Source organism: Mycobacterium sp. NGS63, from assembly GCF_059812295.1.
This window is the reverse complement of record NZ_JCALCJ010000011.1, coordinates 25338-39882: the sequence shown is the minus strand read 5'-3', so window position 1 is coordinate 39882 and position 14545 is coordinate 25338. Positions and strand designations below refer to the sequence as shown.

The window sequence follows — 14545 nt, the reverse complement described above, 5'->3', positions numbered from 1 at the left end:
CTGCTGCAAAGTAGCGCCCAGCAGGCGGAACATGAGAATCCGGTCCTTGGGGAAAATGCCGGAACCGAGGAGGTTTTTGTGAGCAGGTTTACCGACAAGATGTTCCGCAATGCTCGCACCGCCACGACGGGCATGGTCACCGGTGAACCCCACGCCCCGGTCCGGCACACCTGGGGCGAGGTGCACGAGCGCGCGCGCTGCATCGCCGGCGGCCTGGCCGCCGCGGGCATCGGCCTCGGCGACGCGGTCGGCGTGCTCGCCGGCTTTCCGGTGGAGATCGCCCCGACGGCCCAGGGCCTGTGGATGCGCGGCGCCAGCCTGACCATGCTGCACCAGCCCACCCCGCGCACCGACCTGCCGGCGTGGGCCGAGGACACCATGACCGTCATCGGCATGATCGAGGCCAAGGCCGTCATCGTTTCCGAGCCCTTCCTGGTGGCCATCCCGGTGCTCGAGGAGAAGGGCATCAAGGTCCTCACCGTCGCCGACCTGCTGGCGTCCGACCCGATCGACCCGATCGAGGTCGGCGAGGACGACCTGGCGCTGATGCAATTGACGTCCGGCTCTACCGGCTCCCCTAAAGCGGTCCAGATCACCCACCGCAACATCTACTCCAACGCCGAGGCCATGTTCATCGGCGCGCAGTACGAGGTGGACAAGGACGTCATGGTCAGCTGGCTGCCCTGCTTCCATGACATGGGCATGGTCGGCTTTTTGACCATCCCGATGTACTTCGGCGCGGAGCTGGTCAAGGTCACGCCGATGGACTTCCTGCGCGACACGCTGCTGTGGGCCAAGCTGATCGACAAGTACAAGGGCACCATGACCGCGGCGCCCAACTTCGCCTACGCGCTGCTGGCCAAGCGGCTGCGGCGCAACGCCAAGCCCGGCGACTTCGACCTGTCCACCCTGCGCTTCGCGCTGTCCGGCGCCGAGCCCGTAGAACCCGCCGACGTCGAGGACCTGCTCGACGCGGGCAAGCCGTTCGGCCTGCGGTCCTCGGCGATCCTGCCGGCCTACGGCATGGCCGAGACCACGCTGGCGGTGTCGTTCTCCGAGTGCAACGCCGGCCTGGTGGTCGACGAGGTCGACGCCGACCTGCTGGCCGCCCTGCGCCGCGCCGTCCCCGCCACCAAGGGCAACACCCGCCGGCTGGCCACGCTGGGCCCCCTGCTCAAGGACCTCGAGGCCCGCATCATCGACGAGAACGGCAACGTGATGCCCGCGCGCGGCGTCGGGGTCATCGAGCTGCGCGGCGAGTCGCTGACGCCCGGCTACCTGACCATGGGCGGCTTCATCCCGGCCCAGGACGAGCACGGCTGGTACGACACCGGCGACCTCGGCTACCTGACCGAGGAGGGCCACGTCGTGGTGTGCGGCCGCGTCAAGGACGTCATCATCATGGCCGGCCGCAACATCTACCCGACCGACATCGAGCGGGCCGCCTGCCGCGTCGACGGGGTCCGGCCCGGCTGCGCCGTCGCGGTGCGCCTCGACGCCGGCCACTCCCGCGAAACGTTCGCCGTCGCCGTCGAGTCCAACGCCTGGCAGGACCCGGCCGAGGTGCGCCGCATCGAGCACCAGGTCGCCCACGAGGTGGTGGCCGAGGTCGACGTCCGCCCGCGCAACGTCGTGGTGCTGGGTCCCGGCACCATCCCCAAGACGCCGTCGGGCAAGCTGCGGCGGTCCACGTCGGTGACGCTGGTCAGCTGATCACCAGGCGTGCACGCGGTTCTGGGCGGGCTCTAGCCCGAGCTCGATGAGCGCCTCGGTCGCGTCGGCGGCCTGCTCGCAGATCGTGGGGACCTCCGCGCGCTCGGCGGCGGTGAAGTTCTCCAGCACGAACGCCGCCGGGTCCTTGCGGCCGGGTGGCCTGCCGATGCCGATGCGCACCCGCTGAAACTCCTTGGTGCCCAGCGCATTTGCCACCGAGCGCAGCCCGTTGTGGCCGCCCTCCCCGCCGCCGATCTTCAGCCGGATGCGGCCGAAGTCGAGGTCGAGGTCGTCGTGGATGACGATGAGGTCGGCCGGGGCGACCGAGTAGAACTTCGCCAAAGGCCCCACCTGGCGCCCGGATTCGTTCATGAAGCAGCGCGGCTTGGCCACCAGCACCGAGTGCCCGGCCAGCCGGCCGCTGACCACCTCGGCGCCGGAACGCTTGTGCGCCTTGAACTTCGAACCCAGCCGCGCGGCGAGCAGGTCGGCGACCATGAACCCGAGGTTGTGCCGGGTGCGGGCGTAGTTGTCCCCGGGGTTGCCCAGGCCGACCACCAGTACGGGTTCGGCCACGTCGCGGGGCTCCTACTCGGACTCGGCCGCGGGAGCCTCGGCCTCGCCGCCCTCTTCCTCGGCCGCCGGGGCCGCCGCCTCTTCGCCCTCGGGGACCTCGCCGGCGCCCTCCTCCTCGAGGTCGGCGGCCGTCGGCGCGTTGACGACGTTGACCACCAGCATCTCGGGGTCGGAGATCAGGTTGACGCCGCGCGGCAGGGAGATCTGCCCGGCGGTGAACTGGGTGCCGGGCTCGGCGCCCTCGACGGACACGGTCAGCTGCTCGGGGATCGACAGGGCCTCGGCCTCGATCTCGATCGCGTTGGTCTCCTGGGTGACCAGGGTGTCGGGCCCGGCCTCGCCCTCGACGAGGACGGTGACCTCCACGACGACCTTCTCGCCGCGGCGCACGACCAGCAGGTCGGCGTGCTGAATGGTGCGGCGGATCGGGTGGATGTCGAGCGCCTTGGTCAGCGCGAGCTGCTCCTTGCCGGCGAGGTCGAGGGTCAGCACCGCGTTGGTGCCGGAGTGCCTTAATACCGCGGCGAAGTCGTGCCCGGGCAGTTCGAGGTGCTGGGGGTCGGTGCCGTGGCCGTACAGGACGGCGGGAATCTTGCCGTCGCGGCGGGCCCGCCGGGACGCGCCCTTGCCGGTCTCGGTGCGGACCGTCGCGGTGAGTTGGTTGCCGGCCGACTTGGCCATCGTGTCGCTCCTATGTGCTCGTCTGATTTCGGGGCACGGCGAGGTCGCGACAACTGAGTCGGTCTCCGTCGATAACGGTGGCCGGTTGGCTACCCTCGCCGTGACGCCTGGTCAGGGTAGCGCACGGGGGCGGTGCAGCGGAAATTGAGCTCCGCGCCCAATCGAGACTGCGTCCAGAGTCATATCCGCCGGCGTGTCGGCGATCTGTGCGCAGTCTCGGCGCGTTAGAGCGGGAATTTGGTGCCGGTGAGCTGCTCGGACAGCTCCCACAGCGGGGCGGCGGTGGCCGCGTCGCGGGCCCGGCGGCTGCGCGCGACCGGTTGCGTCCGGCCCACGGAGCCGAACCGGGGGCCGATGAACGTGTCGCCCGGCAGCTCCTGCGCCGCCGCGTATAACGTCTGCCGGGCGCCGAAATCGGCGTCGGTGGCGAACACCCGGGTGGCCGCGGACATCAGCGCGTCGCCCAGCTTGCGGCCCGAGGCGCCCTGCAGGTTGGTGTGCGAGTAGCCGGGGTGGACGGCCAGCGCGCGCAGCGGCGAACCCGCCGCGTCGAGGCGTCGCTGCAGCTCGCTGGTGAACAGCAGGTTGGCCAGCTTCGACTGGCTGTAGGCCAGCCAGGGGGAGTAGCGCCGGTTCTCCCAGTTCAGGTCGTCGAAGTCGATGCGCCCCGGCCAGTGCGCCATCGACGACACCGTGACGACGCGGTCGGTGAGCTTGGGCAGCAGCAGGTTGGTGAGCGCGAAATGACCGAGGTGGTTGGTGCCGATCTGGCTCTCGAAGCCGTCGACGGTCAGCGCGTAGGGCGCGGCCATGATGCCGGCGTTGTTGATCAGCAGGTCGGCCCCGTCGACCGCGTCGGCGAACCGGCGCACCGACGACAGGTCTTGCAGGTCGACCTCGCGCACCTCGACTTGGCCGCTCATCTGCCGCGCGGCGGCCTCGCCCTTGCTCGTGTTGCGGACGGCCAGCACGACCTCGGCGCCCCGGCCGGCCAGCTCGCGGGCGGTCACGGCGCCCAGCCCACTGTTGGCGCCGGTGATGATCACGGTGCGCCCGGCGAACGACGGCAGGTCTGCGGCGGTCCAGTTCGTCATGCCCGAACAGTACCGACGTCGAACGCCAGCGGCAGGGTCACCGGCCCGGTGATGCCGCTGATGGCCTTCCACGGGGCGGGGCCGGTCTGGCGGGGGTTCGGCATGCGTTGGGTGATGACCGGAAGCGCCTCGGTCAGTTCGAGCCGCGCGAGATGCGAGCCCAGGCAGTAGTGCACGCCGCCGCCGAAACTGAGCATCGCCGGCGGGTCGGTCCGGGTGATGTCGAGACGTTCGGGGTGGTCGAAGACGCACGCGTCGCGGTTGGCGGAGGCGGTGTTGGCGCCGACCAGGGTGCCCGCCGGGATGCATACCCCGCCCAGTTCGACATCCTCGGCGGTCCGGCGAGCGGCGCCGAAAACGATTGGGAAATAACGCATCAGCTCGTGCACCGCGTTGGGGGCCAGCTCGGGATTCGCGGCGAGCAACGCCCACTGGTCGGGATGGGCGGCCAGCGCCTGCACGGCCGCGGCGAGCTGGTTGCGGGTGGTGTCGGTGCCCGCGGCGAGCAGGGTGGCGCACAGCATGACCATCTCGTCGTGGCTGAGGCGGTCGCCGTCGTCTTCGGTGCGGATGAGATCGGAGATCAGGTCGTCGCTCAGGGCTGTGCGACGGCGGGCGATGAGGTCCTCGAGGTACGCGTCGAGCTGCTCCCACGCCGCCAGGATCGCCGGGCCGTCGTTGGCGACGTTCCAGTCGAAGAACTTCTTGATGTCGTCGGTCCAGCCGCTGAACAGCTGCCAGTCCTCGGGCGGCGCGCCCAGCAGCGCGCAGATCACCGGCGTGGGGTAGGGCCGCGCGATGTCGGAGACGACGTCGCAGTGCCCGGCGGCGGTCAGCGGTTCGACGAGCCCGGTGATGATGTCGACGACGAGCGTGCGCAGCCGTTCGGCGCCGCGGGGAGCGAACGCCTTCGACACCAGCCGCCGCAGGCGGTGATGCTCGGCGCCGTCGAGGCCCAGGATGTTGGCGATCGCCCTGTCCCACAGCGGGCCCGACGTGATGCCCTGCAGGTCGAGGCCGAGCCCGCGCGCGGTGACGAATCGGCCGTCGCGCAGGACCTGGCGGACCAGCTCGTAGCTCAGCACCTCGGGGCCGTGCGGGCCGATGGCGATCGGGGCCTGGCGGCGGGCCTCGGCGATGATGCGGTGCGCTTCGACGGGGTCGGTCAGGTGGTCATAGGCGAAGGTGGGCAGTGCGGTTTGGATCGTCATGGGAGTCGACTATCCGGCGTTTGGCGGCCAAGACCATCGGCGGCAGCGCGTAAATCTGCGCGGTCCACCGCGTAGGTCTCGGGCTGCTGCCTGAAGGATCTGCGCGTTCTGGCGGATGTTTTGCGTGGTCGACGGCCGCGATGCTGGCTACCATGAGCCAGAACGCGGAGCTTCCCCCGTTAACCTGGAGCGATTTGGGTGTGAGCGAGCTGCTGCCAACCGGCACCGTGACGTTGCTGCTGGCCGACGTCGAGGGCTCCACGCGGCTGTGGGAGACCGAACCGGAGAAGATGACGGCCGCGCTCGCCCAGCTGAACCGCACCGTCGATGCGGCCGTCGCGGCCCATGGCGGCGTGCGCCCCGTCGAACAGGGCGAGGGCGACAGCTTTGTGGCCGCGTTCTCCCGCGCGTCGGACGCGGTGGCGTGCGCGCTGGAGTTGCAGCGGGCGCCGCTGGCGCCGATCCGGCTGCGCATCGGGGTGCACACCGGCGAAGTCCAGCTGCGCGACGACGCCAACTACGCCGGCCCGACGATCAACCGCACCGCCCGGCTGCGCGATTTGGCCCATGGTGGGCAGACGGTGTTCTCGGGCGTCACCGAATCGCTGGTCGCCGACCGTCTGCCCGACGGGGTGTGGTTGACCGACCTGGGTAGCTACCCGTTGCGGGGTGTGGCGCGCCCGGAGCGCGTGGTGCAGCTGTGCCATCCGGACCTGCGCAACGAGTTCCCGCCGCTGCGCGTGCGCAGTGCCGTTGTCTCACACAACCTTCCGGCTCAACTGACGAGTTTCGTCGGGCGGCAAGCCCAAATCGGGGAGTTGCGGCAATTGGTCGCCGGGAACCGGCTGGTCACCCTGACCGGTGCGGGCGGCGCGGGCAAGACCCGCCTCGCCGTGGAAGTTGCCCCCGCGCTAACCGGCGAGTTCTCCGATGGGACTTGGTATGTCGACCTCGCCCCGCTCACCGTTCCCGCGATGGCGCCGGTGAGCGTTGCGCGCACGCTCGGCCTGCCCGATCACCCGGGCCGCTCGACGATGGACGTGTTGATGCGGTTCCTCGGCGAGAAGAAGGCGTTGTTACTCCTCGACAACTGTGAGCACCTGCTCGACGCGTGCGGAAGCCTCGTCGTCGAACTGCTCGCCGGCTGCCCGCAACTGACCATCCTGGCCACCAGTCGAGAGCCGCTCGGCGTGCCGGGTGAGCTGAGCTGGCGGGTGCCGTCGCTGTCGGTTGCCGACGAGGCGATCGAACTCTTCGCCGATCGCGCCCGTCGAGCGCGCCCGGATTTCGTTGTGGGTGAGGGCAATTCGGCGCTGGTCGAAGAGATCTGCTCGCGCCTCGACGGCATGCCGTTGGCGATCGAGCTGGCTGCGGCGCGGGTTCGGGCGCTGTCGCTGCGCCAGATCGTCGACAGCCTGCACGACAGGTTCCGGTTGCTCACCGGCGGTTCGCGCACCGCGGTGCGCCGCCAGCAGACCCTGCGCGCCTCGGTGGATTGGTCGCATGCGTTGTTGACCGAACCCGAGCAGGTCTTGTTCCGCCGCCTCTCGGCATTCATGGGCGGCTTCGATCTGGACGCCGCGCTGGCGGTCGGCGCCGGCAGCGAGGTCGAAAGCTACCAACTGGTGGACCAATTGAGCCTCTTGGTCGACAAATCGCTGGTGGTCGCCGACGACTCTAAAGACGGCATGCGATACCGGCTCCTCGAAACGGTGCGCCAGTACGCCCAGGAAAAGCTCGGCGAGTCGGGCGAGGCCGATGAGGTGCGCACCCGCCACCGCGACCACTACACGGCCGTGGCCGCCGAGCGGGAATCGGCGGGCCACTCGGGCGACGAGGAGCTCGTGCGCTGGGCGGAAACCGAGATCGAGAACCTGCGGGCCGCGTTCGTGTGGAGCCGGGAAAATGCCGAGCTCGAGACGGCCCTGCGGCTCATCTTGTCGTTGCGGCCACTGTGGTTGCGCGGCGGCCGTGTCCAGGAGGCACTGGCCGGATTGGACGCCGTATTGACCGCGGCCGATCACACGGAGATCGCACCGGCGGTGTGGGTGCACGCGGTCGCCCAACAGAGCATCTTGGCCACGTGGGTGGCGGTGCCCATGGACCTGGGTCGCGCCGAGACGGCGTTGGCGCTCGCGCGTGAGCTCGATGATCCGGCGTTGATCGCCCAGGCCCTCATCGCCTGCGGGATGCTCGCGATATACAGCCCGGAGGTCGCTCAGCGGTACTTCGCCGAGGCCATCGATCTGGTCCGCGCGGCCGGTGACGAGTGGAGCTTGTGCCAGATCATGAGCTATCAGGCGACCGCGGCCGCATTCGGCGGTGAAACCGTCTCGGCGGTTAGGGCAGCCGAAGCAGGACGCGATCTCGCCGACGCGCTGGGCGACCGGTTCTACTCACGGAATTGCCGGGCGTTTCTGGGTGCCGTGTTGGCGCATCAGGGCGACCTGGCCCAGTCCGGCCGCATCCTTCGTCCCATGATCGAGGAGGCGGAGGCGGCCGGGGATCCGACCATGACCGTCTTCGGCCATGTGGCCCACGGCGTCGTCCTGGTGTTCAGCGGGGACGCGGCCGCTGCCCACGCCGCGGCGCAATCGGCTATGGAGGCCGCCAACGCGATCGGTGGCTACTTCGCGGACGTGGTTCATGCGCTGTTCGCGCACGCCGCGCTGGTCGCCGGCGATGCCCGGGCGGCCAGGCAATCGGCCGAGGAGGCGTTGCGGCACATCATTCCGGTGCGTGAAGTGTTCACCCGGAGCGCGACCCCGATTGCCGAGGCCGCGTTGGCAGGCGGTGACCTGGCCGCCGCACGGCGCTGGGCCGACGAAACCGTCGCCGTGGCACCGGGCTGGTATCAGATGGTCGCTCTCACGACGCGCGCCTTGATCGCGGCGGCCCAAGACGAGCCGGAGCAGGCGGCACGTGACGCTCACGATGCCCTCGCGGTCGCCACACGCACCAACGGTTTTATGCGGGTGGCCGACACCCTGGAATGCCTTGCCCGGCTGGCGGTCGACGATGCCAACTTTGCCAACGCGGCGCGTCTGCTCGGCGCGGCGGACGGACTGCGAGAGCGCAAGGGCCATGCCCGCTTCCCCATGTATCAGGAGGGCTACGACGCCGCGGTGGCGTCGGTGCGGGGAGCACTGGGAGAAAAGGACTTCGACGCCGCCTGGGCCGAAGGCGCCGCGTTGTCCACCGAAGAGGCGATCGCGTACGCGCAGCGCGGCCGCGGCGAACGCAAACGTCCCACCACCGGCTGGGAGTCGCTGACGCCGACGGAAAACGACGTGGCGCGCCTCGTCCGGGAGGGGTTGAGCAACAAGGACATCGGCGCGCGGCTGTTCATCTCACCGCGCACCGTGCAGACCCACCTCACCCACGTCTACGCCAAGCTCGGGGTCTCCACCCGTGTCCAGCTGTGCCGCGAGAGTGCAACTACCGACACCGCCACTTGAGAAACACCTCGCCAGCTGCACTCTCGCGGCGAGATTTACTTCGCCGCGACGACGAACCCGTGGATGATCGCGTCGATGTCGGGCCCCGCCGCCGCGGCCTGGTCGGCCAGGCTGGTGATGGTCAGCTGAACGAGGTAGCGCTCGTTGGCGGGCGGCGAGCCGGTGGGGATGACGATCCGGTTCCAGCTGTGCAGCCGCATGCCGTCGAGGTCGTAGCTGCCCTGGATCATCGACGACGGGAAGCCGTTGTAGTTCGCCGTCGACGCGTCCAGCTGCTTGAAGTTCTCGAACAGCTGCGCCTCGTCGTTGCCGTGCTTGACGACCTGGGCCGGGTCGAAGTTGCCGTGCAACGTGAACACCACCAGCCGCGCGGTCGGATACTTGCCGCCCTTGGAGATCATCACCGTCTCCGGCGCGATCTTCTTCGGATCGTCGAACGCCTGCCAGCCGGGCGGCGTCGGGATCGACACGGTCAGGTCGGGCAGCGACCCCGGGGCCACCTGCTTGCCGCTGACACCGTTGTCCTGCAGATACTTCGACAGCGGAACGGGCTTCGCGGCGGTGGTGGTGGCCGCGGCAGACGTCGTCGACGTCCTGCTCAGGATCGACTGGTAGTCAGGCGCTTTCGGCGCGCAGCCCCCCACAGCCAGCGCGACCACCAAAACGGCGCCGGGCCAGACCCTCACAGAATCTCGTGCACCGCGTCGATCGGCCGGGCCAGCCGGGTGCCCTTCGCCGTGACGACGAACGGCCGCTCGATCAGGATGGGATGTTCGGCCATGGCGTCGAGCAACTCGTCGTCGCCGGCCGAGTCGAGCCCGAGCTCGGCATACAGCGACTCGCGCTTGCGCACCGCCGTGCGCACGTCGATGCCGGCGTCGCGGATCATCCGCGCCAGCTCGGCCCGCGACGGCGGGGTCTTCAGGTACTCGATGATCTCGGGCTCAAAACCCTTGTCCCGCAACAGCTCCAGCGTCTTGCGCGAGGTGCTGCACTTGGGGTTGTGGTAGATGGATGCGCCACCAGGCATCTAGGCGTCTCCGTCGAATAGGCCAGTGACCGAACCGTTTTCGAAGACGGCACGGATCGTGCTGGCCAGCAGCGGCGCGATGGACAACACCGTCAACTGGGGGAACCGCTTCTCCTCGCCGATCGGCAGCGTGTTGGTGACGATCACCTCGCGGGCGCCGCAGCCGGCCAGCCGCTCGGCGGCCGGGTCGGACAGCACGCCGTGGGTCGCCGCGATCACCACGTCGGCGGCGCCGTCGTCGTGCAGCAGCTTGACCGCGCCGGCGATGGTCCCGCCGGTGTCGATCATGTCGTCGATCAGCACGCAGGTCCGGCCGGCCACCTCGCCGACGACGCGGTTGGACACCACCTGGTTGGGCACGCGTGGGTCACGGGTCTTGTGGATGAAGGCCAGCGGGACGCCGCCCAGCGCGTCGGCCCATTTCTCGGCGATGCGCACCCGGCCGGAGTCGGGGGAGACGACCACCATGTTGCCGTCGGGGTAGTTGTCGCGGATGTAGCCGGTCAGCAGGTTCTGGCCGCGCATGTGGTCGACCGGCCCGTCGAAGAAGCCCTGGATCTGGTCGGTGTGCAGGTCGACGGTCACGATCCGGTCGGCTCCGGCCGTCTTGAGCAGGTCGGCGACCAGCCGCGCCGAGATCGGCTCGCGGCCGCGGTGCTTCTTGTCCTGGCGGGCGTAGGGGTAGAACGGCATGACCGCGGTGATCCGCTTGGCGCTGCCCCGCTTGAGCGCGTCGATCATGATCAGCTGTTCCATCAGCCAGCGGTTGACCGGCGCCGGCGCCGACTGAAGGACGAACGCGTCGCAGCCGCGCACCGACTCGTGGAAGCGCACGAAGATCTCGCCGTTGGCGAACTCCCGCGCGGTCTGCGCGGTGACGTGGACGTCGAGTTCCTTGGCCACCTGTTCGGCCAGCTCGGGATGCGCGCGGCCCGAGAACAGCATCAGGTTTTTGCGATTGTCGGTCCAGTCGTGGCTCACCGTGCTGCCCTCGGAGTTTCGGGATCGAACTTAGGAACGCCCCATCGTACCCACGGTGTCATTCGGGCTGGGATTTCTGCCGGGCCTTCTCGGCCGCCTGGGCCGCCGCGCTGCCCGGCCGCTTGCGCTGCACCCAGTCCTCGATGTTGCGCTGCGGCCCCGCCGACACCGCCAGCGCCCCCGGCGGGACGTCGTCGCGCACCACGGTGCCCGCGCCGGTGTAGGCGCCGTCGCCGACGGTCACCGGCGCGACGAACATGGTGTCCGACCCGGTGCGCACGTGCGAGCCAATTGTGGTGCGCCGCTTGGATTCCCCGTCGTAGTTGACGAAGACGCTGGAGGCGCCGATGTTGCTGTGCTCGCCGATGTCGGCGTCGCCCACGTAGGTCAGGTGCGGGACCTTGGTGCCGGTGCCGATGTTCGAGTTCTTGGCCTCGACGAACGCGCCGAGCTTGCCCTCGGACCCCAGCACGGTGCCGGGCCGCAGGTAGGTGTAGGGGCCCACCACCGCGCCGTCGCCGATCGACGAGGACGTGGCGTGGGTGCGGATCACCGACGCGCAGTCCCCGACGGTGACGTCGGTCAGGGTGGTGTCGGGGCCGACGACGCAGCGGCCACCCACCCGGGTGCGGCCGAGCAGCTGGGTTCCGGGCTGGACGACGGTGTCGCGGCCGATCGTCACGTCGACGTCGATCCAGGTGGTGGCCGGGTCCACGACGGTCACCCCGGACATCTGGTGGGCGGCGACGATCCGGCGGTTGAGCTCGGCGCCCAGCTCGGCCAGCTGCACGCGGTTGTTGACCCCGGCCACCAGCGCGCTGTCGTCGACGTGCTGGGCGCGCACGGTCAGGCCGTCGCCGCGCAGGATGGCGACGACGTCGGTCAGGTACAGCTCCCGCTGGGCGTTGTTGGCGCTCAGCCGGCTCAGCGCCGAGCGCAGCGCCGCGACGTCGAAGGCGTAGACGCCGGCGTTGACCTCGCGGATCTCGCGTTGCGAGGCCGTCGCGTCGGTGTGCTCGACGATCGCCATCACCTCGTTGTCCTGCGTGCGCAGGATGCGGCCGTAGCCGTCGGGGTCGTCCAGCGTGGTGGTCAGCACGGTGACGGCGGTCGACTGCGCGCTGTGGCTGGCGATCAGCCCGGCCAGGGTGTCGGAGTCCAGCAGCGGGGTGTCGCCCGAGGTGACCACGACGATGCCGGCGTAGTCGTCGGGCAGGGCGGACAGGCCGCACCGCACCGCGTGGCCGGTGCCCAGCGGCTGATCCTGCAGCGACACGTCGATGCCGCGTCCCAGGGCGTCGGCGAGCTCGGCGACCAGCGGCGCGACCCGCTCGTGGTCGTGGCCCAGGACCACGACCAGGTGCTGGGGCGCCACCTTGGCGATCGCGTGCAGCGAATGCGACAGCATGCTGCGGCCGGCGATGGTGTGCAGCACCTTCGGGGTGTCCGAGCGCATCCGGGTGCCGGGCCCGGCCGCGAGGACCAGCACGGCGGTGTCACCACGAGACGACACGAATCTCCTTTCCGCGAGCGTGCGTGTCGGTACGACGACACGCCGTCAAGCGTGGCATTTCATGCACGCTCGCCGCAAAGAGCGGGCCATTTTGTGGGGCTCCGTCGCCAGGACTCGAACCTGAACTCTCAGAACCAAAATCTGATGTGCTGCCGATTACACCACGACGGATTGCGCGCCCGGGGGCCACCAAGAGACTTTAGACGGTCCGCCGCCGGTAAACCGATACGCTGATTGACGTGGCCGTTCTCGATCGGGACCCGGACAAGGCGGACAAGGACGTCAGGGCGCCGCGGGCCCGCATGACCGGGAGCGATCGCCGCCAGCAGCTGATCGGCATCGCGCGCTCGCTGTTCGCCGAGCGCGGCTACGAGGGCACCTCGATCGAGGAGATCGCCCTGCGCGCCAACGTGTCCAAACCCGTGGTCTACGAGCATTTCGGCGGCAAGGAGGGGCTGTACGCCGTCGTCGTCGACCGGGAGATGTCGGCCCTGCTCGACGGCATCACCTCGTCGCTGACCAACAACCGGTCCCGGGTGCGGGTGGAGCGGGTAGCGCTGGCGCTGCTCACCTACGTCGAGGAGCGCACCGACGGCTTCCGCATCATGATCCGCGACTCGCCGGCCGCGATCAGCTCGGGCACCTACTCCAGCCTGCTCAACGACGCCGTCAGCCAGGTCAGCTCCATCCTGGCCGGCGACTTCGCCCGACGCGGCCTGGACCCGGACCTGGCGCCGCTGTACGCCCAGGCCCTGGTGGGCTCGGTGTCGATGACGGCCCAGTGGTGGCTCGACACCCGCGAGCCCAAGAAGGAAGTGGTGGCCGCCCACCTGGTCAACCTGATGTGGAACGGGCTGATCGGCCTGGAGGCCGACCCCCGCCTGCAGGACGAATAACGGTTATCCGCAGTCGCGCGCGAGCAGGTCGGCGATCGTCTCGCGGCGCACCAGCGCGCGGGCCCGGCCGTCCTTGACCGCCACCAGCGGCGGGCGCCCGACCATGTTGTAGTTCGAGGCCATGCTGTGGTGGTACGCGCCGGTGCAGGCCACGGCCAACAGGTCGCCGGGGTGCAGGTCGGCCGGCAGCTCGATGTCGCGGGCGATCTCGTCGCCCGCCTCGCAGTGCCGCCCGGCCACGGTGACGCGCTGCTTGAGCCCCAGCGAGTGCCGGTTGGCCAGCGCGACGGTGTAGCGCGCGCCATACAGCGACACCCGCGGGTTGTCGCTCATGCCGCCGTCGACGGCGACGAAGGTGCGCCCGCCCGGTTGCGCCTTCACCGCGCACACCCGGTACAGCGTCACTCCGGCCCGGCCGCTGATGGCGCGGCCGGGCTCGACGACGACGGTCGGCCGGGGGAAGCGCTCGGCGGCGCAGGCCTCGTCCAGCGCGTCCTCGATGACGCGGGCCAGCTCGGCGACGTCGAGCTCGCGATCACCGGCGACGTACGGGATGCCGTGGCCGCCACCGATGTTCAGCTCGGTGAGGATGACGCCGTGCCGGGCGCGGATGTCGGCCATCGCGCCGATCATCCGGCGGATGGCCTCGCCGTAGAGGGCGGGGTCGGTGACCTGTGACCCGATGTGGCAGTGCAGCCCGACCAGGTCCAGGATCGGGTGCGCCAGCACCCGCTGGGCCGCGACGTCGGCCCGGTCGCCGCGGAGCGTGAAGCCGAATTTCTGGTCGCTGACGCCGGTGGTGACGGCGCGATGGCCGTGGATGTCGATGTCGGGGGTCACCCGGATGAGCACCCGCTGGCGCCGGCGCGCCAGGCCGGCGAGGTAGGCGATCTCCATGTACGAATCCACCACGACGCGCCCGACGCCCACCCGCGCGGCCTCGCGCAGCTCGTCGGGCGATTTCGCGTTGCCGTGCATGACGATGCGCGCCGGGTCGACCCCGGCGGCCAGGGCGACGGCCAGCTCGCCGGCCGAGCAGACGTCGAGGCCGAGGCCCTCCTCGCGCGCCCACCGCGCCACCGCGGTGGTCAGCAGCGACTTGGCCGCGTAGACCACCTCGAAGCCGCGCAACGCCTTGCGGTAGCGCCGGGCGCGTTGCCGGAAGTCGGTCTCGTCGATCACATAGGTCGGGGTGTGGAACTCGTCGGCGATGTCGGTGAGGGCCACGCCGCCAACGCACAGCCGGCCCTCGTCGTCGGAGCGCGTGGTGACGGGCCAGATCGCGGGATCGAGCCGCTGGGGCGCCGCCCGGCCGAGGGACGGCAACGCATCAAGCAGTGTCATGACTCAAAAGTGCGCTCGGCCAGCGCGGGATGGCGTGATCCTTACGAC

General features: G+C 70.1%; 12 protein-coding genes and 1 tRNA gene. 3 read left to right on the top strand and 10 right to left on the bottom strand.

The window, feature by feature from the left end; all coding sequences use genetic code 11:
- Window positions 1–78 precede the first annotated feature (78 nt).
- Entirely contained in the window at window positions 79–1713 is a 1635-nt protein-coding gene (locus tag AC5Y4Z_RS23675; protein ID WP_499967349.1) for a fatty acyl-AMP ligase, read from the top strand.
- Here the strand turns inward: AC5Y4Z_RS23675 and pth are convergent, their stop codons facing one another.
- From pth to AC5Y4Z_RS23655, 4 genes are all read right to left on the bottom strand, one after another.
- The gene (gene pth / locus AC5Y4Z_RS23670; RefSeq protein ID WP_499967348.1) at window positions 1714–2289 is read right to left on the bottom strand and encodes an aminoacyl-tRNA hydrolase; all 576 of its coding nucleotides are present in this window, start codon (window positions 2287–2289) and stop codon (window positions 1714–1716) included.
- A 12-nt stretch (window positions 2290–2301) separates the two neighbouring features.
- Window positions 2302–2970, bottom strand: coding sequence for a 50S ribosomal protein L25/general stress protein Ctc (locus AC5Y4Z_RS23665; protein WP_499967347.1), 669 nt, complete (start codon window positions 2968–2970; stop codon window positions 2302–2304).
- 224 nt (window positions 2971–3194) lie between these two features.
- Window positions 3195–4064, bottom strand: a complete 870-nt coding sequence (locus AC5Y4Z_RS23660) for an oxidoreductase (protein WP_499967346.1) — start codon at window positions 4062–4064, stop codon at window positions 3195–3197.
- A complete protein-coding gene (locus AC5Y4Z_RS23655) occupies window positions 4061–5275 on the bottom strand; it encodes a cytochrome P450 (protein ID WP_499967345.1) in 1215 nt (404 codons plus the stop codon). Before AC5Y4Z_RS23655 ends, AC5Y4Z_RS23660 begins: the two co-directional genes overlap by 4 nt.
- Before the next feature lie 140 nt (window positions 5276–5415).
- Here AC5Y4Z_RS23655 and AC5Y4Z_RS23650 point away from each other — a divergent pair, with 140 nt between their 5' ends.
- Window positions 5416–8733, top strand: a complete 3318-nt coding sequence (locus AC5Y4Z_RS23650) for a helix-turn-helix transcriptional regulator (protein WP_499967344.1) — start codon at window positions 5416–5418, stop codon at window positions 8731–8733.
- 35 nt (window positions 8734–8768) lie between these two features.
- On the opposite strand, the gene AC5Y4Z_RS23645 is transcribed toward AC5Y4Z_RS23650, so the two are convergent.
- The 5 genes from AC5Y4Z_RS23645 to AC5Y4Z_RS23625 all read right to left on the bottom strand — a co-directional run bounded on the left by AC5Y4Z_RS23645 (window position 8769) and on the right by AC5Y4Z_RS23625 (window position 12428).
- Complete coding sequence (locus AC5Y4Z_RS23645) at window positions 8769–9419, bottom strand: LpqN/LpqT family lipoprotein (RefSeq protein WP_499967343.1); 651 nt, start codon at window positions 9417–9419, stop codon at window positions 8769–8771.
- Complete coding sequence (gene arsC / locus AC5Y4Z_RS23640; RefSeq protein ID WP_499967342.1) at window positions 9416–9763, bottom strand: arsenate reductase (glutaredoxin); 348 nt, start codon at window positions 9761–9763, stop codon at window positions 9416–9418. The genes AC5Y4Z_RS23645 and arsC overlap by 4 nt, the downstream gene beginning before the upstream one ends.
- On the bottom strand, window positions 9764–10744 hold the full coding sequence (locus tag AC5Y4Z_RS23635; protein ID WP_499967341.1) for a ribose-phosphate diphosphokinase: 981 nt from the start codon (window positions 10742–10744) through the stop codon (window positions 9764–9766).
- Window positions 10745–10802: 58 nt separating this feature from the next.
- Window positions 10803–12257 (bottom strand): bifunctional UDP-N-acetylglucosamine diphosphorylase/glucosamine-1-phosphate N-acetyltransferase GlmU, encoded by a 1455-nt coding sequence (glmU, locus tag AC5Y4Z_RS23630; protein ID WP_499967340.1) that lies wholly within the window; start codon window positions 12255–12257, stop codon window positions 10803–10805.
- A gap of 99 nt (window positions 12258–12356) precedes the next feature.
- Window positions 12357–12428: transfer RNA gene (locus tag AC5Y4Z_RS23625), tRNA-Gln, on the bottom strand.
- Window positions 12429–12559: 131 nt separating this feature from the next.
- Between AC5Y4Z_RS23625 and AC5Y4Z_RS23620 the strand changes: the two genes are divergently transcribed.
- Complete coding sequence (locus AC5Y4Z_RS23620) at window positions 12560–13153, top strand: TetR/AcrR family transcriptional regulator (RefSeq protein WP_499967478.1); 594 nt, start codon at window positions 12560–12562, stop codon at window positions 13151–13153.
- Between the two features lie 3 nt (window positions 13154–13156).
- Here AC5Y4Z_RS23620 and lysA read toward each other — a convergent pair whose 3' ends face one another.
- Window positions 13157–14497, bottom strand: coding sequence for a diaminopimelate decarboxylase (lysA, locus tag AC5Y4Z_RS23615; protein ID WP_499967339.1), 1341 nt, complete (start codon window positions 14495–14497; stop codon window positions 13157–13159).
- Window positions 14498–14545: the final 48 nt, after the last annotated feature.